Source organism: Actinospica robiniae DSM 44927 (assembly GCF_000504285.1).
In the GTDB taxonomy this organism is placed as follows: Bacteria; Actinomycetota; Actinomycetes; order Streptomycetales; family Catenulisporaceae; genus Actinospica; species Actinospica robiniae.
Genome location: NZ_KI632511.1, coordinates 1,065,913 through 1,083,748, shown reverse-complemented (window position 1 = coordinate 1,083,748; position 17,836 = coordinate 1,065,913). Strand labels below are relative to the sequence as shown.

Genomic DNA, 17,836 nt, shown 5'->3' with positions numbered 1-17,836 from the left:
GAGCAGATCGATGATCGAGACCAAGGGCCTGCGCAAGTCCTTCCAGACCCGGCGCCGGCGCAAGACCAGCTCTGTGGCGGCCGTGGCCGGCCTCGACCTCACGGTCGCGGACGGGGAGATCTTCGGCTTCCTCGGCCCCAACGGCGCCGGGAAGACCACGACCCTGCGCATGCTCGCCACCCTGATCCCGCCCGACGGCGGCGAGGCCGTGATCGCGGGCGCGGACCTGCTGGCCGAGCCGGCCGTGGTGCGCCGCCGGATCGGCTACATCGCCCAGGGCGGCGGCACCTGGGACGACGCCACCGCCCGGGAGGAGCTGATCCTGCAGGCGCGGATGCACGGGATCGCCAAGTCCGAGGCCGAATCCCGCGCCGTCGAGGCGATCGAGGCCTTCCAGCTCGCCGAGTACGCCGACCGCAAGTGCAAGACCTACTCCGGCGGCCAGCGCCGCCGCGTCGACATCGCCCTGGGCGTGGTGCACCGGCCGCAGCTGGTGTTCCTGGACGAGCCGACCGCGAACCTCGACCCGCAGAGCCGTGCGACGGTCTGGGAGGAGGTGCGCCGGCTGCGCGCGGCCGGGATGACGGTGTTCCTCACCACGCACTACCTCGACGAGGCTGACGCGCTGTGCGACCGGGTGGCCATCATCGACGGCGGCGAGATCGTCGCCGAGGGCACCCCGACCGCGCTCAAGCGGGAGATCTCCGGGGACGTGGTGACCGTCGGGCTCGGCGACGCGGCCGAGAAGGGTCGCGAGATCCTGACCGGCGAGCCGTACCTGAGCTCGGCCGAGGTGCGCGAGGGCGGCGAGCTGCGGCTGTCCGTGGACGCCGGCGAGACGGCGATCCCGCGGATCATGCGCACGCTCGGGGACGCCGGCATCGAGATGGCCACCATCGAGCTGCACCGGCCCACCCTCGACGACGTGTTCCTGAGCAAGACCGGCCGCTCGCTGCGCGAGTCGTGACCGCCGAACTGGCCGGCGCCCGCGCAGTGGTGACCGGGGGCGCCGGTTTCGTGGGCTCACACCTGTGCGACCGGCTGCGCGAGGCCGGCGCCGACGTCGTGTGCCTGGACAACCTGTTGACCGGTTCGCCGCGCAACCTGGCGGACCGGCGCGAGGACGCCCGCTTCAGCTTCCGCCGGCACGACGTGTGCGAACCCTTCGACGTGGACGGGCCGGTCGACTTCGTCTTCCACCTCGCCTCGCCCGCCTCGCCGCAGGACTACCTGCGCCATCCGCTGGCCACGCTGCGCGCGGGCGCGTTCGGCACCTTCAACGTGCTCGAACTCGCCCGCCGCAAGCACGCCCGGTTCGTGCTGACCTCGACCTCCGAGGTGTACGGCGATCCGCTGATCCACCCGCAGATCGAGTCGTACTGGGGCAACGTCAACCCGGTCGGCCCGCGCAGCGCCTACGACGAGGCCAAGCGCTTCGCCGAGGCGCTCACCGCGGCGTACCGCTCGAGCCAGGGCACTGACACCGTGATCCTGCGGCTGTTCAACACCTACGGTCCGCGGATGCGTGCCCGCGACGGCCGGGCCGTGCCGACCTTCATCGTCCAGGCGCGGGCCGGCGAGCCGCTGACCGTGGCCGGCGACGGCTCGCAGACCCGGTCGCTGTGCTACGTCGACGACACCGTGGCCGGCATCCTCGCCTCCGCGCGGGCCGGCTACCCGGGGCCGATCAACCTCGGCAACCCGGCCGAGCTGACCATCGCCGAGCTGGCCGGGGTGATCCGGGAGCTGTGCGGCTCGGCCTCGCCGCTCACGTTCATCGACCGGCCGGTGGACGACCCGGGCCTGCGCCGCCCGGACATCTCGCTGGCCGGCGCGGTCCTGGACTGGAAGCCGTCGGTGGACCTGGAGAAGGGCCTGCGGATGACGATCGACTGGTTCGCCGCGCACGCGGAAGAGCCCGAGGCGGACCACCGGTGAGCCTGCTCACCCTCGCCGACTACGAGCTCGCCGCCCGCGCCCGGCTGCCGCGCGAGGTGTGGGACTTCGTCGCCGGGGGAGCGCTGGACGAGCGCACCCTGGCGGCGAACCTCGACGCCTTCGACCGGGTCAGGCTCCTGCCGCGGGTCCTGGCCGGTGCGGGCGCGGCCGATACGGCCACGCGCGTGCTCGGCCGCACCTGGGCCGCGCCGATCGCGGTGGCCCCGTGCGCGTACCACGCGTTGGTCCACCCCGACGCCGAGCCCGCCACCGTGCGCGCCGCGGGCGAGGCGGGCGTGCCGCTGGTCCTGAGCACCTTCTCCAGCAGCACGTTCAAGGAGGTCCAGGCGGCGGCCGTGGACGCGGGAGGGATGCTGTGGCAGCAGCTCTACTGCTTCCGCGACCGGGCGGTGACCGAACGCCTGGTGCGCGACGCCCAGGACGCCGGGATCGAAGCGTTCGTCCTCACCGTCGACGCGCCGCATCTCGGCCGCCGACTTCGCGACCTGCGCAACGGCTTCCGCGTGCCGCAGGCGATCCGAGCGGCGAACCTGAATTTTACTCAAGGGCCTGACACGGACTCGCCGGCGGAGCACGCGCGCGCGGCGCACGATCCGGGCGTGGACTGGGCGGTCCTGGACTGGCTGCGGACCATCAGTGATCTGCCGATCCTGCTCAAGGGCATCCTGACGGCGAGCGCCGCGGCCCGTGCGGTCGAGGCGGGCGCGGACGGCGTGATCGTGTCCAACCACGGCGGCCGGCAGCTCGACGGCGCCCCAGCCACTCTCGAAGCGCTCCCTGCCGTCGCGGCCGCTGTCGCCCGCCGCGTGCCGGTGCTGCTCGACGGGGGAGTGCGCCGCGGCGTCGACGTCCTCGCGGCCCTCGCTCTCGGCGCGGACGGCGTCCTGGTGGGCCGGCCCGTCCTGCACGGCCTCGCCGTCGACGGCAGCGTCGGGGCACGCGACGTCATGGCCCTGCTGACAGAGGATTTGCGCGACGCGATGACGCTCGCCGGGGTCGCACGCGTGGCCGACACCCTTCCCTCCGTAGATAACAGGCCCGACACTCTGGTGGACACCCAGCAGCTGCGTCCGCTGCCGATCCCCGTCTCCGGCCCCGCTCCCGCTGTCGCTGCGCCCTCCGCCCGTTCGACCCCGGCGCTCCCGCTGCGCCGTTCCGCCCTGCACGCCAGCCTGTCCGATCCGAACCTCGAGACCATGGCGTTCCTCAACGAGATCACCGACCGTCACCCCGACGCGGTCTCGTTCGCGCCCGGCCGGCCGTATGAGGGCTTCTTCGAGGTCGAGGACGTCTTCGTCGCGATGCGCGGCTACCTCGAGCACCTTGAGGCCTCCGGCCGCACTCCGCGTGCCGTGCGCACCGCGCTCTACCAGTACGGCTCCTCGGCCGGGCTCATCAGGGACCTGATCGCCCAGTCGCTGCGCGCTGATGAGGGTATGGACGTGGCGCCCGAGTCCATCGTGGTGACCGTCGGAGCGCAGGAAGGGATGATCCTGGCCCTGCGCGCGCTGTTCGCAGAGCCCGAGGACGTCCTGCTCGTGTGCACCCCGTGCTACGTCGGGATCATCGGGGCTGCGAAACTGCTCGACATCCGCGTCGTCACCGTGCCCGAGCGGGCGGCGGGGCTTGATCCGGCCGACGTCGCCGACGCAATCGCCCGAGCGCGCGGCGAGGGACTGCGCCCGCGCGCCCTTTACCTCGTGCCCGACCACTCGAACCCTTCCGGCAGCACCCTGAGCCTGCCGGACCGCGAGCGGCTGCTCGAGATCGCCCGCGAGCACACGCTGCCGATCCTCGAAGACAGCCCGTACCGGCTGGTCAGCCCGGGGGAGCGGCTGCCGACGCTGAAGGCCGTCGAAATGGCCCGGGCCCCGCGCGACCGCGTCGTGGTACACATCGGAAGCTTCGCCAAGTCCGTCTTCCCCGGCGCCCGCGTCGGCTACGTCGTCGCGGACCAGCCTGTGGACGGCGCCGGCCTGCTGGCCGGGGAGCTGGCGCGGATCAAGAGCATGGTCACGGTCAACACCCCCACCCTCAGCCAGGCCGCCGTCGGCGGGATGCTGCTGGCCTGCGACGGCAGGCTTTCCGCCCTCAATCAGCGTGCCGCTGAGCTTTACGGCGGGAATCTTCGCCTCCTGCTGAACGAATTGCGCGCCCACTTCCCACCCGGCCCGGGCGCGCCGACGTGGAACGAGCCGAGCGGGGGCTTCTTCCTGAAGCTGGGCGTGCCTTTTGCCGCCGACAACGCCGCGCTCGCTCGTTCGGCCGAACGCTATGGCGTGCTGTGGACCCCGATGGCCTACTTCTACCCGGACGGCGGGGGAGAGCGGGAGCTGAGACTGTCCTTCAGCGCCCTGACCCCGGAGCAGATCCGCGAGGGCGTGGCCCGCCTCGCGCGCTTCGTCACGGCGCAGACGAGCTGACCGCGAGCAGCGGCACGACCTCCTCGGCGAAAAGGCGCATGCTCGCGTGCACGTCCTCGGCCGGCATCGCGCCGATGTCCATGAGCACGTACAGCGCGTCGAGGCCGAACTCCGCGACGAGCTTGTCCAGCCGCGTCGCCACCGTGCGCGGGCTGCCGCAGATCGCCGGACCCTCGAGGAGGTCGCCGATGCTCTGCGTGCCCTTCCCGGTGCCACGCAGCTCTCCGGCGAAGCTTGCGTAGGTGTGCAGGTGGGGCGTCCAGCGCGCCACGGCTTGATCGTCGGACTCGGCGACGTGGACGTGCACGGGCAGCCCGACCCGGGCCCGATGCCCCTCGCCGCGGTGCGCGAGCGTCTGCCGGTAGCGCGCGACGACGGGCAGGTGGACCTGCGGCGGGTGCAGGGTGCTGGGAAGCAGCAGCGGCAGGCCGAGCTCGGCGGCGAGGTCGGCGGAGCGCGGGGAGAAGCCGGCGCCAAGCCAGACCCGCGGCTCGGGCGCGGCCGAGCAGGGCCGCGGCTGGATGGTGACCGCGTCCAGCGGGGCCCGGGTGTTGCCGGACCACCGCACCTCCGACTCGTCGAGCAGGCGAAGCAGCAGCCGGAGATTGGTCTCGAGCCGGGCCCGCACGTCGTCCTCGTCGTCCGAGCCGAACGCGGCCCAGGTGCGCGCCGAGACGCCGCGGGCCACGCACAGCTGCGCCCGCCCGGCCGAGAGCGCGTCGAGCATCGCCAGCTCCTCGGCCACCCGGACCGGATCGGCGTGCGCGAGCAGCGTGACCGCCGTGCCCAGCCGCAGCCGCGTCGTGCGCGCCGCGATGGCGGCCAGCAGGATCTCCGGCGCGGAGACGATGTAGTCGTGGAAGTGGTGCTCGCCGACGCCGACCCCGGTGAACCCCAGCGCCTCGGCGTACACGGCGGCCTCGAGGATCTCGCGCAGCCGCTCACCCTGCCCGGCGCGCACGCCGGTGGCCGGATCGGGCAGATGATCCCCGAGAGACAGGTAGTAGAGGTCCATGACACCACCCCGCCCGCAGGCCGTACGCCCGGTCAGTTCGTATCGACCATGGTAGGCGTACCCGTACGGCTGCGGCGTGCGACCCGCCGTACCGGCAGGCCCCTTCCCCTACTTCCAAAGATAACAGGCCCAACACGACCAAAGGCTTCCCTCCCGCGGGTCCCAGCCCCACCTGACGGAAAGTCAAAAACAAAGCGGCCACGGCTCAACAACAGCTTTCAGCGCTCGAAAACCGACCAGCAGATCTCGTTGCGCAGGCGCTGGTCGTCGAGGACGAGGTCGCGGACGGCGTGGGGGAGCTGTTCGCGCTGCCAGAGGCATTCGCGTCTGCCGGCTTGCTCGCTCTCGGTCTTCAGGGCGGCTGCTTGGGCGGCTTTGATCGCGTAGGCGGCGGCACCGAGTTCGTGGGCGGCGACGTGCGCGACCACGGCTGCCTGGCCGGCGCTGTACGCGGCGTGTCGGGCTGCTCCGGTGAGCGGTCTGGCCGCGGCCATGGCGTGTCCGCCGGCGGTCCGGGATTGGGTCATGGTGATCTCGCCGCGGGTCCAGGCGCGGATCTGCTCGATCGCGTGGCGGGGCCGGGGGTCGGCGGGTTGGTCGGATTCGAACAGGTGCAGGACGTGTTCGGCGCAGTGCGCGGCCCAGAGCGCGATCAGGTGGTGATCGGTGTCGGTCAGCGTGCCGCCGCGGCGGATGGTGGTCAGGCGCGGGTCGCGGATCTTGGGCAGGATCATGCTGCGTGCTCCGTGGTGTCGGTGAGGGCTTCTCCGCAGTCTCCCGTCATCTGTTGATGACGTGGTAGTGGTAAGGGTGGATATATATCCTCCTGAATGGTTCTTGAATTGCGAAATTGTTGACGGCTATGCCGCTTTCCCGCGCTTCGGTGGTGTCACTAGACATCAGGTATCGGTGCAGCTCAATCACTCATAAGGGTTGAGATTCAGCGCGTCACGTCACCGCCGATATCGACCTCCGTTTGGTGGAGAATGGAGGGGGAAATCCGAAAGAGAAACATAGGGAGAAACATTGTTCGATGATGCGCGAGGTGGTCTATGGGGGTGCCGGCATGGGATGTCGTGTGCCGGGAGTGCGGCGAGGAGCTGCCGCCGGCGTTCGCGGGCCGGCCGCGGTCGTACTGTTCGGTGACGTGCCGGCAGAAGGCGTATCGGCGGCGCAAGGCGGCGTCCCGCGCGACGGAGACGACGGAGACCGAGACGGCGGAGTCGGCGCAACAGGCGGCCGGGGCGCGGGGGGATCCGGGGGGCGCGGCGGCGGCGGTCCGGGGCCGTTCGGCGAGCGCGGAGGCGATCGTGATCCGGGTGCGGGTGGATGAGCCGGCCGAGGTCTCGCGGCTTCCGCCGGTGCGCGCGGTGGACGCTGAGGATGAGGAGTTGTTCGCGTTGGATGAGTTGGCGGAGGCGGCGTTCGCGCTGGCGCGGCGGTTGCGGGCGCGGCGGGAGCGGGAGCGGGCGCCGGATGGGGGTGAGGCCGGGGACGCGCCCTAGCGCCGCGACGCCCCGGCCATCGCTTGCGGGTCAGGCGGTGGCCGGGGCGTCGCGGCGTGGTGGCGCGCGCTACGGCAGTTCGATGGGCAGTTCCATGCCGTCGAGGGCGTGGGCGCAGGCGCAGTCGGTGTTCTCGGGGGGCAGGAGGCGGACGGTCTCGAGGACGACGGCGCGTAGGCGTTCGATGTTCTGGGCGAAGACGGCGAGGACTTCGGTGTGGGTGACGGATTCGCTGGCGTCGATGCCGGCGTCGAGGTCGGTGACGAGGGCGAGGGAGGTGTAGCAGAGGCCGAGTTCGCGGGCGAGGACGGCTTCGGGGTGGCCGGTCATGTTGACGAGGGTCCAGCCGGCGGCGGCGTACCACTGGGATTCGGCGCGGGTGGAGAAGCGGGGGCCTTCGATCACGACCATGGCGCCGCCGTCGTGGGCGCGTTCGCCGGCGGTGGCGGCGGCTTTGAGGGCGGCGGCGCGGCCGTGGGCGCAGTAGGGGTCGGCAAAGGAGACGTGGACGCCGCCGGCGTCGTAGTAGGTCTGGGTGCGGCCGCTGGTGCGGTCGACGAGTTGGTCGGGGATGACGAGGGAGCCGGGGCCGAGTTCGCGTTTGAGGGAGCCGACGGCGCAGGGGCCGAGGATCTGGCGTACGCCGAGGGTGCGCATGGCCCAGAGGTTGGCGCGGTAGTTGATGGTGTGGGGGGCGTGGCTGTGGTCGCGGCCGTGGCGGGGGAGGAAGGCGACGCGGCGTTCGCCGACGGTGCCGACGGTGAAGGCGTCGGAGGGCGGGCCGTAGGGGGTTTCCACGCGGATCTCTTCGGCGTCGTCGAACAGCTGGTAGAAGCCGCTGCCGCCGATCACGCCGATGCGGGGGATGTCGGGGTCCTGTCGGGTGGGGGCCATGGCTGCGGGAGGTCCTCTCTGCGGGCATTGCGGGCAGGGGGCTGGCAGGTGGGGCGGTTGGGCGGGGTGCTGGGGCGCTGACCCGTCCCCTGATCAGCATCGACATATCAGTACAGAACGCGACCATACCGTGGTGCGCTCTTGGCGGGGGTGTGGTGGCGGGGCGTGTGGTGGTGTGCGGCGGTGTTCGGCCGCGGTCCCGGGTCTTCCGTCCGCGTCCATGTGAACCTGTGTTCTGATTCACTTTTCGGCGCTAGCGTCTCGAAGTGCCCACGCTGTACGCACCGCGCGCCTCGCCCACCGGGGTGCCGCGCTTCCAATATCTCGGGAGAGCTCCATGCGTCTGCACACCCCTGCCCGCGCCCGGTTGCGGGCTGTCGTCGGAGCGGCCGCGCTGTCCGCCGGGCTGCTCGGTCTGGCCGCCGCGCCGGCCCGGGCCCTGGATCAGGGCCCGTTGAAGTTGGATCAGGCCACTTCGGTCGGGGTCCACAACACCTATGACAACTCCAGCTATCCGTACCTCGCCGACGCGCTCGACGCCGGTGCGACGCTGATCGAGCTCGACGCGTGGGTGAACCCGTTCACGCACCAGTGGGATGTGAGCCACTCGGACCCGATCGGCAGTGACAACAACTGCAGCTACGCGCCGACGACGGCGGGGCTCTACAGCGGGAAGACGAGCCAGGATCTGGACAGCTGCCTGGGGGATATCGCCACGTGGCTGAGCGTGCACCCGAGCGCGAATCCGATCATGGTGAAGCTGGAGTTGAAGTCGGGGTTCGACCAGACGATCGGGATGGGTCCGGCCGAGCTCGACTCGTATGTCAAGGCGCACATCGGGGCGTACGTGTACCGGCCGGCGGATCTGCTGGCCAAGCCGGACGGGACGCGGTATCCGAACCTGGACGCGGCGGCGAGGGCGGACAACTGGCCGAGTCGGCAGCAGTTGCAGGGCAAGGTGGTGATCGAGGCGATCCCGGGGACGTTCGAGCAGGCCAATCCCTTCGATCACCTGTGGACCGACACGGAGTACGCGGATTACATCTCAGGGCTGGCGGCTTCCGGGCAGGTGGGTAACGCGGAGATCTTCCCGAGTGTGCTGGGTGCGCAGAGCGGTGATCCGCGGACGCGTTATCCGGCGGCGATCCAGCCGTGGTTCGTGGTGTTCGACGGTGATGCGGCGACGTATGTCGGTGATGGGAACACCGAGTGGTACAACTCCAACCACTACCTGGTGATCGCCACGGACGCGCAGAACGTGGCGCCGGCGTTGTCGGACACGGCGCCTTCGCTCGCTGACGCGCAGGCGCGGGTGGCGTTGCTGGCGGCGGACTCGGTCTCGTTCGTCTCGACGGACTGGAGCAGTGCGCCGGGTAGCGGGGTGCTGCCCGAGGTGCTCGCGCGCGGCTGAGTCCCGCTCTGTTCTACCGGGGAGTCGTCCGGAAGCGTACGGCGTCGCCGGGTCGCAGTTGTGCGGCCCGGTCGACGTCGTCGTCCAGGACGACGGCGATGACGGGGTAGCCGCCGGTGACGGGGTGGTCGGCGAGCAGGAGTACGGGCTTTCCGTGCGGGGGGACTTGGAGTGAGCCGAGGGCCATGCCTTCGGGTTCGAGTTCGGCTGATTGTGCGCGGGGCAGTGCGGGGCCGTCGAGGCGTGCGCCGATGCGGTTGCTCTCGGCGGTGACCTGGTACGGTCCGGCGCACAGCAGGTCGAGGGCTTGCGGGGTGAACCAGTGGGCGCGCGGGCCGGGCACGATGCGTAGCAGCGTTGCTTCGGCGGTGTCGGTGGGGAGGCTCCGGACCGGGGCCTGGTCGAGGTGGGGCAGGTGCAGTAGTGCGCCGTCGCCGATCGGCAGGAGGGTGCCTGCGGTCAGGGGTGGGGGGCCGAGGCCGCTGAGGGTGTCGGTGCTGCGGGAGCCGAGTACTTCGGGGGTCTCGATGCCGCCGCGTACCGCGAGGTAGGTGCGTGCGCCCTGCTGCGGCGTGCCGAGGACGAGTTCGTCGCCGGGGCGTAGCGGGATCGGGCTGTTCATGCCGACTGCGCGGGTCCCGGCGCGGGCCGGGCAGGGGGCGCCGGTCAGGGCGAGGGTGACGGTGGCGTCCGCGCGGGCTCGTAGGCCGCCGAGGGTGAGTTCGAGGGCGGCGGCGTCTTGCGGGTTGCCGACGAGTCGGTTGGCCAGGTGCAGGCTCGCGCGGTCGGCGGCGCCGGAGCGGCCGACGCCGAGTGCGGCGAGTCCGGGGCGGCCGGCGTCTTGGATGGTGGCGAGCGGGCCGGGGGCGAGGATTTCGAGGGTGGTCATGTGAAGCGGACCCGGGTGCCGGGGGTCAGGAGCGCGGGGGGCCGGCGGCCTGCGTCCCATACGGCGGTGGCGGTGTGTCCGAGCAGGTGCCAGCCGCCGGGGGAGGGGTGCGGGTAGACGGCGGTGTAGCGGTCGGCGATGGCGAGGGATCCGGCCGGGACGCGGGTGCGCGGTGAGGGCCGGCGCGGCAGGCGTAGTGCGTCGGGCAGGCCGGTGAGGTATCCGAATCCGGGGGCGAAGCCGCAGAACGCGACGGTGTAGAGCGCGTCGCGGTGCAGGGAGGTGACCTCGGTGGTGCTCAGGCCGGTCGCGCGGGCGACCTCGTCGAGGTCTTCCCCGTCGTAGGTCACCGGGATCTCGAGTACCGCTCCCGCCTGCTGTACCGCGCCCTCCACGGCATCTGACGCCGCGTCCGGTGCCTCGTCGCGCAGTTCGCCTGTGTGGCGTGTGATCCGGTCGGCGAGGTTGTCGGGTGTGGTGTGGGCGGGGTCGTAGCGCACCAGTACGGTGCGGGCGGCCGGGACGAACTCGAGCGCGCCCGGCGGGGGTTGGCCCGCCAGGGCGCGGTAGAGCCGGACCGGCGCGGGGTCGGTGTCCGGGTCGAGTTCGACGAGCAGGGCGCGGCTGCCCGCGGTCAGAAACCGCACGCGTCCAGCCTAGATCGCGTTGCGGCGCGGCTCAAGTGACCGCGCGTCAGACCGTGTCAGGTCGTCGCGTCGGGCCGGGCCGCGTCGCATCGGGCCGCGGGTCAGACGGGTTCGGGTGTCTCGGCGGTCTCGTCTTCGTGCGCCGGGGCGGTGGCCGGGTGCGCGTCGAGGGGTTCGGGTTCGGGGATGATGGCGACCGGGGCGGGGCTGTGGGCGAGCAGTTTGCCGGCGATGTGTCCGGGGGAGAGCGCGGAGGCGCCGTGGTGGCGTGCGCGCGGGGCGCTGAGCACGATGAGGCTGGCGTCTTCGCCGGCCGTGTTCAGTGTGCTGGCCGCGTCGCCTTCCAGGCAGGTGACCTGCACGGGGACCTGCGGGCAGGTGGCGTGGGCGGCGCTGATCGCGACGGCGACGAGGTCCTTGTCGTGTTCGGCGGCCTCGGCGCTTTCGTCCAGGGCCTGGCCGGTTTCGGTCGGGATGCCCGTGTGGATTCCGCCGCCGGCGGGCATCACGACGGGCAGGTCGATCGCGCCGGGTATGGCCGCGGAGGGCGGCGGCAGGGGCGGGCGGGTGCGTACGGCCTGTACGCCCACGCGGTAGCGCTGTGCGGCGTCGAAGGCGTACTGGGCGGCGTTCAGGCCCGGTTCCGTGGCGATGCCGAGCACGACCTGGCCGCTCCGGTGCTGTGCGGCGTCGGGTCCGCGCACCACGACGAGCGGGCCGCGGGTGTGTTTGACCAGGGCGCGGCTGATCGAGCCGAGGAGCATTCCGACGACGGCGCCGTGTCCGCGGGTGCCGACGACGATGAGCGTGTCCGGGCCGCTGAGCTGGGTGAGGCGTTCGAGCGGGGCGAGGGGGGAGATCTGGGGGTCGAGCGGGAGGATCGGGTGGCGTTCGCGCACGAGCGCGATCGTCGTCTCGAGCAGCCGGTCGCCTTCCGTGGTGCCCGCGGCGGTGTCCGGGACCGGTCCGAGCGCCGGGGCGATGGATTCGCCGACCCCGGCCGCGTGCAGCACCGTCAGTGTGGCGCCGCGCGCCACGGCCTCGTCGGCCGCCCACAGCGCGGCGTGCTGCGCCGGCTCGGACCCGTCCACGCCCACCACGGCCCGCGCGATCTCCGCCGGCTCCTGTTGCTCCACCTGCGCCGTCACAGCCCTCGGCCTCCCATCGTCGCGCGCGCCGCTGCCCCGGGGGTTCGGCGCGCCGCGAGATCGTTCTCGCATCGCCTCCGGGTTGCCCGGATCCGCGCGGCTAACCCCCGGGCGGATCCGGCAGGACGGGGCGGGCCGGGGGTATCAGCGTTCGGTCAGCCTTCGATCAGGTGCGGGACGAAGCGGGCGTAGTAGTCGGTGACCGGGCCGTCGGACTCGCGGATGCCCAGGCCCGCTGGCTCGCCGTCGATGATCCAGGAGCCGAGGACGGGGCGGTTGCCGTCGTAGTCGGGCAGCGGGGTGTACTGCTGGTAGCACCAGCCGTGCGCCCCGGAGCCGTCCGGCTGCTCGAGCGAGTCGCGCCCGGCCCCGACTATGCGGATCCCGTCGCCTTCCCGGCCGAGCAGGGGCTTGGCCACGTGCGCGGTGAGCTCGCGGGGCCCGTCGAGGTAGGCGGGCAGGAGGTTCGGGTGGCCGGGGAAGAGCTCCCAGAGCACCGCGAGCAGCGCCTTGTTCGACAGCAGCATCTTCCACACCGGCTCGATCCAGCAGGTCCCGGGCTCCGCGCCGAGGCCTGGGACGGGGCCTGCGGGGGTGAGCTGCTGGTCGAGGACGTGCGCGCCGAACGGGTCGGTGACCAGCCATTCCCACGGGTAGAGCTTGAACGCGGTGCGGATCGGGCGCAGCTGCAGGTCGACGAAGCCGGAGCGGTCGTAGTCCCAGCCGACCTGCTCGATCGGGAGGGTGAGGGCTTCGAGCCCGGCCTGCGCCGCCGTCTCGGCCAGGTACGCGCAGGTCATCTCCTCTTCGCCGCTGGTGTCCATGCCGGTGTGCAGGACGTGCACGGGTCCGGGGGCGAGCTGCTTGCCGGTTTTGCGCCAGGCTTCGACCAGGCGTTCGTGCAGGGAGTTCCACTGGTCTGCGGACGGGCGGGTGTCCTGGAGCCAGTACCACTGGCAGATCGCGGACTCGAGCAGTCCGGTGGGGGTGTCCGCGTTGTACTCCAGCAGGCGGGCGGGGCCCCCTTGCCCGTCGTAGGCGAGGTCGAAGCGGCCGTAGAGGCTCGGGGGCTGCTCGCGCCAGGAGCGGCGCACGGCGGCCGCGACGCGCTCGTCGGTGATCGCGAACCGGTCGAACCAGTCCGCTGCGATCACGTGGTCGACCGCGGCGAGGCACAGCCGGTGCAGTTGCGCGGTGGTCTCCTCGAGCGTGTCGACCTCATCGGCCGTCAGCGTGTAGCAGGCCTCTTCGTACCAGTAGGGCACCTCGCGTCCGTCGGGGGTGGGGGTGGTGGGGAAGACCAGGCCCTGGCCTTCGACGGTCCGGCGGTAGTCCGGGCGTGGGTCGGTCGGTGTGCGTCGCATCGTTTGTTTTCCCGTCAGCTTCCCGCGTGGCCTTCGCCGCCGCCTTCTCCGCCGTGTCCGCCGAAGCCGCCGCGCGCGACGCCGTGCTCGCCTTCTTCGCCGCCGGAGACTTTCTTGCCGATGCCGTAGCCCGAGCCGCCGGTGTACCAGTGTGCGTAGGAGGTGGCGGAGCTCGTGTCCTCGCAGTACTTGTCGTCGATGACGGTGTTGGTGCGGGTGTCGACGCACCGTTCGCTCGAGTCGTCCGAGGAGCACGCCGCGAGCGCGGCCAGGCTCGCGACGAACACTCCGCCGAGCGCGAGCGGTACCGCGACCGCTCTGCGCCGCCTCCGGCTCGGTGCGGGCAGCACCTCATCACCTGATGTCAGCATGGTTCCTCCCCATTCCGCTGATCGCCCCGATCAGCGCCGGTCATCCTGCCACGGACAGCCGTTGGGATCAATGCGGTTACCCCCGGCTTCCCCCGGCCGGCCCGCCGTGCGCGGCGGCGCACTAGCATCGCCCGCATGGACAAGGACATCGCAGAGCCCGTCGATCAGAGCGCCGAGGAGCACCATGCGCGGCGCGCCTCCTCGTTCGGGGCCGCCTCGGCCGAGTATGCGCGCCACCGCCCCGACTATGCCGAGAGCGCGATCCGCTGGGCCCTGGAGCCGCTGGGCGCGGCCGGCCCGCGGGTGTTGGATCTCGGCGCCGGCACCGGGATCCTGACCGCGGCGCTGGTGCGCCTGGGTGTCGAGGTGGTCGCGGCCGAACCCGACCCGCAGATGCTCGCCGAGCTGCGCCGGCAGCTGCCGCAGGTGGCGGTGATCCCGAGCCGGGCCGAGGCGATCGCGCTGCCGGAGGCCAGTGTGGACGCGGTGCTGTGCGGCCAGTCCATGCACTGGTTCGACCTGGACCGGGCGCTGCCGGAGATCGGCAGGGTGCTGCGTCCCGGGGGAGTGCTCGCGGGCCTGTGGAACATGCAGGACGACCGGGTCGCGTGGGTCGCCGCACTCGCCGAGCTCGCCGGGAACACCGCGAGCGTCTCGGGATGGCGCAAGGCTCCGGTGCCCGGCAGCGAACGGGCCGTGTTCGAGGCCGGCAGCACGTGGTTCACCCCGGTGCACACCGCCGAGTTCGACAACCCCCGGGCGCTGACCGCCGACGCGATGGTGGCCACCATCGCCACCACCTCGCAGCTGCTGGTGATGTCCGATGCGGAGCGCGAGCGGACCCTCGCCGCGCTCCGCGACTTCCTCGCCGCCCGGCCCGAGACCGCGAGCGGCACTTTCACTCTGCCGCAGGTCACCGGGGTGCTGCGGGCCGTCCGCCGCGACACGCCCGAACCCTGACACAGCTCAGCCGGCCCGGCCCGCGGCGGGGCCCGCGCCCGGGCCGCCGGTGAGGGCTTCGATCGCGGGTCCTCGCAGGGCCCTGCCGGCCGCGGCCAGGGTGGCCGCGAACGTCAGCACCACGACGGCGGCGGCCACCCCGAGGTAGATCCCCGGGCCCACGGCCGGCACCGCGCGTCCCGCGACCGCGATGCTGAACGGCACCACCGAGGCCGCCGCCGCGACCGTGCCCGCGAGCAGGCCGGTGACCGCGACGAGCGCGCTCTCGAACCCGACCATCCCCACCACCTGCCCCGGCGTCGCCCCCGCCAGCCTCTGCCGGCCGAACTCGCCGCGCCGCGCCACGGTCGCGGCGACCGCGAGATCGACCAGCACGATCGCCGCGAACACCGCGAGGGTGGCGACGATCACGAGGTCGAGCGTCTCGACGCCCTTGTCGTCGCCGGAGCGCACCTGGCGGCCCGAGGCGAGCGCGGTGTCCTGGATCGCCTGCATGGAGAGCGACCCGGCGGCCATCCCGACGAACAGGATGATCGGCATCACCACGCCCGCCATCCGGCCGGCGGTGCGGCGCACGTTGAGCTCGGCGAGATACCCCGCGCTCCCGCCCGCCCGCCGCACCAGGGCGCCGAGGCACGCGCCGATCAGGCGCAGCAGTGCGGGGGAGAGGAGAGCGAACCCGATCGAGACGTGGATGCACGCCTCGCCCGCGACCGACATCGTGACGTAGCCGCGGTCGCGCAGCACGGTCGCGGCCAGCACCCCCGCGTCGGTGCCGAGCAGCAGGAACCCGACGCCGAACCAGATCCGCTTCCGGCTGAGCCCGGCCTCCTGCCGGGCGTCGGGGGTGAGCGCCTCACGGGTGCTCAGCTTCGCCGCGCGCCGGCCCGTGACGTACGCGGCGAGCCCGGCGGCCACGAACGTGTCGGCGCAGCCGGCGCCGAGCCCGACCGGCCCGAAACGGTAGTCGACGCCGCGTGCGACCTGGCCGGTGGAGGCCAGCGCCGCGAGCACGCCGTGCCCGAGCCCGTAGCCCGCCGGGAGCGCGAAGAGCACGGCCAGGAGCGCGACCGCGCCCGTCTCACCCATGATCAGCCTGCTGATCTGCCCGGGGAGGGCGCCGGCCGACCTGAGCAGTGCGAACTCCTGCTCCCGCTGACGCACCGTGAGGTGCAGCGTCGCGGCGACCCCGAACGCCACGATCAGCACGCCCCAGCCGCCCACCACCCAGCACATCGTCGTCATCGTCGCGCGGTCCGGCGCCGAGACGCCCGGGCCCGCGGCCGTGTCGAGCAGCGAGGAGAACGCCATCAGCACCGCGGCGCCGACGAACAGGTTCAGGAACGTCACCGCGAAAGCGCCCTTGCGCAGCCGCAGCGAACTGAGTGCGATACCCAGCACGGCTCACACCCCCGACCCGGCGCCGCGGCGCGCGGCCTGCCCGCCGAGGCGCGCCATCTGCTCGGCCACCGCGGACGGCTCGGGCCGCGTCATCTCCGCCACGATCCGCCCGTCGAGCAGGAACAGCACCCGCCCGGCATGCGAGGCGGCCACCGGATCGTGCGTCACCATGACCACGGTCTGCCCGAACTCGCCCACCGCCTGCCCGAACAGTTCGAGGACCTCGCCGGCGCGGTGCGAGTCCAGCGCGCCGGTCGGCTCGTCGGCGAAGACCACCTGCGGCCGTGTCACCAGCGCCCGCGCGATCGCGACCCGCTGCTGCTCCCCGCCGGAGAGCGCCCCGGGCCGATGCCCGAGCCGCCCGGCCAGCCCGACCCGCTCCACCACCGCGGCGAGCCGCGCCTCGTCCACCGCCTGACCCGCCAGCCGCGCCGGCAGCGCGATGTTCTCCCGTACGGTGAGGGCCGGCAGCAGGTTGAAATGCTGGAAGACGAACCCGATCCGCCCGCGCCGGAACCTCGCGGCCTGCGCCTCGCTCCCGCACGCCATCACCTGACCCCCGACCCGCACCTGCCCGCTCGTGGGCCGGTCGAGCCCTGACGCGCAGTGCAGCAGTGTGCTCTTGCCCGAGCCCGAAGGCCCCATCACCGCCGTGAACGTCCCGGCGGCCAGCACCAGGCTCACCTCCCGCAGCGCCGCCACCGCACCGGCGCCTTCGCCGTAGAGCTTGCTCACCGCGTCCAGACGCAGCGCCTCGCCCCCGGCCCCGCCACCGGGTCTGCCCCCGGTCTCTCCGCCGCCCGCCCCGACCATGCCCGCCACATCCCTTCGCTCGAAAACAGCCCGCGCTCACCGGCTCGTCACGAGCATCCAGCCCCGCCCTGCGCGCGTCAGGGGTGCAAGGACCCCGCCGACGGTAGGCGAAACCCCACCGTGCCGGGCGCCCTTGCCTGCGAGCGGCCCCGAGCCTGGCGTATGGCGGCGGATCGCCGTGAGTGCTTTTCGACTACAGAACGACAGGCGTACCGTGACGCTCCGTCATCCATGCGCAGGGGGATCTGATGAGCTACGACGACCGGCCACCCTACGAGTACGAGTACGAGGAAGACGCGCCGACGCGGAGCCGGTCCGGACGCCCCCGTCAGCAGAACGGGCCGTACGTCCCGCTCGAGCCGCCGAAGAAGAGGCACCCGGTCCGCAACTGGTCCCTGTTCGCGGCGGGGGCGGTGGTCGTGTTCATCATCGTCGGCGCGCTTGCGGCGGGCGGGCACGACACCAGTGGGAACACCGCCGCCACGGCCCAGAGCCCGTCCGCCGCGCAGAGCTCCGCGCCGGCCGCGGAGGACTCGGCCACCGCAGAGTCCGGATACACCTCGATCCCGCTCTACCCGCAGCCGAACGACCCGGCCACCAGCGCGGCCGGGGCCGGGGCCGGACCCGACCTCGAGCAGGTCGTCTTCCACTGCGCCGGCAGCGCACCCGACGGCGTCGAGATCACCTACGGCGGCGAGGGCACTGAGGACTCTGCGAGCCGCCTGCCGTTCACGAAGACGATCCCGCTCTCGGCTAGCGAGCAGTACTACGCCGTGCAGGCGCAGCTGCAGGGCGGCGGCAAGGTCTCGTGTTCGACGACGGTGGAGTACGAGGGGACGAGCGCGGTCCAGAAAGGCGAGGCGTCCGGCGGCTACACCATCGCCTCGGCCGAGGTGTGCAGTGATTTCGAGGGCGGATGGGAGTCCTGCTGACCCGTCAGCCGCCACACCCCATCGAGTAAGCGACCCGGCCGACCGGCCGACCGGAAATCACGTCCCTGTTATAGGGGTTGCGGCCCATCTGTCCACCGCGCGGA

Annotated in this window: 17 protein-coding genes; 7 read left to right on the top strand and 10 right to left on the bottom strand. The window is 72.5% G+C overall.

What is annotated here, in order from left to right; all coding sequences use genetic code 11:
• Window positions 1-10 precede the first annotated feature (10 nt).
• From ACTRO_RS04640 to ACTRO_RS45230, 3 genes are read left to right on the top strand one after another with little or no spacing between them, the layout of a single operon-like run.
• Window positions 11-967, top strand: coding sequence for a daunorubicin resistance protein DrrA family ABC transporter ATP-binding protein (locus tag ACTRO_RS04640; protein WP_034261380.1), 957 nt, complete (start codon window positions 11-13; stop codon window positions 965-967).
• Window positions 964-1,938, top strand: coding sequence for an NAD-dependent epimerase/dehydratase family protein (locus ACTRO_RS04635; RefSeq protein WP_034261377.1), 975 nt, complete (start codon window positions 964-966; stop codon window positions 1,936-1,938). The genes ACTRO_RS04640 and ACTRO_RS04635 overlap by 4 nt, the downstream gene beginning before the upstream one ends.
• Entirely contained in the window at window positions 1,935-4,382 is a 2,448-nt protein-coding gene (locus ACTRO_RS45230; RefSeq protein WP_084315970.1) for an aminotransferase class I/II-fold pyridoxal phosphate-dependent enzyme, read from the top strand. The genes ACTRO_RS04635 and ACTRO_RS45230 overlap by 4 nt, the downstream gene beginning before the upstream one ends.
• Here ACTRO_RS45230 and ACTRO_RS04625 read toward each other — a convergent pair.
• The gene (locus ACTRO_RS04625; protein WP_034261375.1) at window positions 4,363-5,397 is read right to left on the bottom strand and encodes an LLM class flavin-dependent oxidoreductase; all 1,035 of its coding nucleotides are present in this window, start codon (window positions 5,395-5,397) and stop codon (window positions 4,363-4,365) included. The two genes, ACTRO_RS45230 and ACTRO_RS04625, sit on opposite strands and share 20 nt — an antisense overlap.
• 218 nt (window positions 5,398-5,615) lie before the next feature.
• Window positions 5,616-6,131, bottom strand: coding sequence for a putative immunity protein (locus ACTRO_RS04620; protein WP_034261373.1), 516 nt, complete (start codon window positions 6,129-6,131; stop codon window positions 5,616-5,618).
• Between the two features lie 324 nt (window positions 6,132-6,455).
• Here ACTRO_RS04620 and ACTRO_RS04615 point away from each other — a divergent pair, with 324 nt between their 5' ends.
• Window positions 6,456-6,902, top strand: coding sequence for a hypothetical protein (locus tag ACTRO_RS04615; RefSeq protein ID WP_157435767.1), 447 nt, complete (start codon window positions 6,456-6,458; stop codon window positions 6,900-6,902).
• A 69-nt stretch (window positions 6,903-6,971) separates the two neighbouring features.
• On the opposite strand, the gene ACTRO_RS04610 is transcribed toward ACTRO_RS04615, so the two are convergent.
• Window positions 6,972-7,796, bottom strand: a complete 825-nt coding sequence (locus tag ACTRO_RS04610) for an S-methyl-5'-thioadenosine phosphorylase (protein WP_051450315.1) — start codon at window positions 7,794-7,796, stop codon at window positions 6,972-6,974.
• Between the two features lie 337 nt (window positions 7,797-8,133).
• Here ACTRO_RS04610 and ACTRO_RS04605 point away from each other — a divergent pair, with 337 nt between their 5' ends.
• Window positions 8,134-9,207 carry a PI-PLC domain-containing protein gene (locus ACTRO_RS04605; protein ID WP_034261369.1) on the top strand — a complete coding sequence of 358 codons (1,074 nt, stop codon included), beginning with the start codon at window positions 8,134-8,136 and terminating at the stop codon, window positions 9,205-9,207.
• A gap of 13 nt (window positions 9,208-9,220) precedes the next feature.
• Here the strand turns inward: ACTRO_RS04605 and ACTRO_RS04600 are convergent, their stop codons facing one another.
• The 5 genes from ACTRO_RS04600 to ACTRO_RS04580 all read right to left on the bottom strand — a co-directional run bounded on the left by ACTRO_RS04600 (window position 9,221) and on the right by ACTRO_RS04580 (window position 13,626).
• Window positions 9,221-10,096: a 5-oxoprolinase subunit C family protein gene (locus ACTRO_RS04600; RefSeq protein ID WP_034261366.1), complete on the bottom strand. Its 876-nt coding sequence runs from the start codon at window positions 10,094-10,096 to the stop codon at window positions 9,221-9,223.
• Window positions 10,093-10,743: a 5-oxoprolinase subunit B family protein gene (locus ACTRO_RS04595; protein ID WP_034261363.1), complete on the bottom strand. Its 651-nt coding sequence runs from the start codon at window positions 10,741-10,743 to the stop codon at window positions 10,093-10,095. The genes ACTRO_RS04600 and ACTRO_RS04595 overlap by 4 nt, the downstream gene beginning before the upstream one ends.
• Window positions 10,744-10,844: 101 nt before the next feature.
• Window positions 10,845-11,891 carry a universal stress protein gene (locus ACTRO_RS04590; protein ID WP_034261361.1) on the bottom strand — a complete coding sequence of 349 codons (1,047 nt, stop codon included), beginning with the start codon at window positions 11,889-11,891 and terminating at the stop codon, window positions 10,845-10,847.
• 155 nt (window positions 11,892-12,046) lie between these two features.
• Window positions 12,047-13,255, bottom strand: coding sequence for a glutathionylspermidine synthase family protein (locus ACTRO_RS04585; protein ID WP_034261359.1), 1,209 nt, complete (start codon window positions 13,253-13,255; stop codon window positions 12,047-12,049).
• A gap of 14 nt (window positions 13,256-13,269) precedes the next feature.
• The gene (locus ACTRO_RS04580) at window positions 13,270-13,626 is read right to left on the bottom strand and encodes a hypothetical protein (protein ID WP_034261357.1); all 357 of its coding nucleotides are present in this window, start codon (window positions 13,624-13,626) and stop codon (window positions 13,270-13,272) included.
• 135 nt (window positions 13,627-13,761) lie between these two features.
• Between ACTRO_RS04580 and ACTRO_RS04575 the strand changes: the two genes are divergently transcribed.
• On the top strand, window positions 13,762-14,586 hold the full coding sequence (locus tag ACTRO_RS04575) for a class I SAM-dependent methyltransferase (RefSeq protein WP_034261355.1): 825 nt from the start codon (window positions 13,762-13,764) through the stop codon (window positions 14,584-14,586).
• A gap of 6 nt (window positions 14,587-14,592) precedes the next feature.
• Here ACTRO_RS04575 and ACTRO_RS04570 read toward each other — a convergent pair whose 3' ends face one another.
• Entirely contained in the window at window positions 14,593-15,987 is a 1,395-nt protein-coding gene (locus tag ACTRO_RS04570) for an ABC transporter permease (RefSeq protein ID WP_051450313.1), read from the bottom strand.
• A 3-nt stretch (window positions 15,988-15,990) separates the two neighbouring features.
• Window positions 15,991-16,800: an ABC transporter ATP-binding protein gene (locus ACTRO_RS04565; RefSeq protein ID WP_051450312.1), complete on the bottom strand. Its 810-nt coding sequence runs from the start codon at window positions 16,798-16,800 to the stop codon at window positions 15,991-15,993.
• A gap of 248 nt (window positions 16,801-17,048) precedes the next feature.
• On the opposite strand from ACTRO_RS04565, the gene ACTRO_RS48605 reads away from it, so the two are divergent.
• Window positions 17,049-17,732, top strand: coding sequence for a hypothetical protein (locus ACTRO_RS48605; protein ID WP_051450311.1), 684 nt, complete (start codon window positions 17,049-17,051; stop codon window positions 17,730-17,732).
• The last annotated feature ends 104 nt before the right edge of the window (window positions 17,733-17,836 follow it).

Bases quoted from the DNA above. Each gene is read 5' to 3' on its own strand.
- ACTRO_RS04575 (WP_034261355.1), top strand. From the start codon at position 13,762: ATGGACAAGGACATCGCAGAGCCCGTCGATCAGAGCGCCGAGGAGCAC.
- ACTRO_RS04600 (WP_034261366.1), bottom strand. From the start codon at position 10,096: ATGACCACCCTCGAAATCCTCGCCCCCGGCCCGCTCGCCACCATCCAA.
- ACTRO_RS04625 (WP_034261375.1), bottom strand. From the start codon at position 5,397: ATGGACCTCTACTACCTGTCTCTCGGGGATCATCTGCCCGATCCGGCC.
- ACTRO_RS04620 (WP_034261373.1), bottom strand. From the start codon at position 6,131: ATGATCCTGCCCAAGATCCGCGACCCGCGCCTGACCACCATCCGCCGC.
- ACTRO_RS04580 (WP_034261357.1), bottom strand. From the start codon at position 13,626: ATGCTGACATCAGGTGATGAGGTGCTGCCCGCACCGAGCCGGAGGCGG.
- ACTRO_RS04610 (WP_051450315.1), bottom strand. From the start codon at position 7,796: ATGGCCCCCACCCGACAGGACCCCGACATCCCCCGCATCGGCGTGATC.
- ACTRO_RS04565 (WP_051450312.1), bottom strand. From the start codon at position 16,800: ATGGTCGGGGCGGGCGGCGGAGAGACCGGGGGCAGACCCGGTGGCGGG.
- ACTRO_RS04640 (WP_034261380.1), top strand. From the start codon at position 11: ATGATCGAGACCAAGGGCCTGCGCAAGTCCTTCCAGACCCGGCGCCGG.
- ACTRO_RS04605 (WP_034261369.1), top strand. From the start codon at position 8,134: ATGCGTCTGCACACCCCTGCCCGCGCCCGGTTGCGGGCTGTCGTCGGA.
- ACTRO_RS48605 (WP_051450311.1), top strand. From the start codon at position 17,049: ATGAGCTACGACGACCGGCCACCCTACGAGTACGAGTACGAGGAAGAC.
- ACTRO_RS04585 (WP_034261359.1), bottom strand. From the start codon at position 13,255: ATGCGACGCACACCGACCGACCCACGCCCGGACTACCGCCGGACCGTC.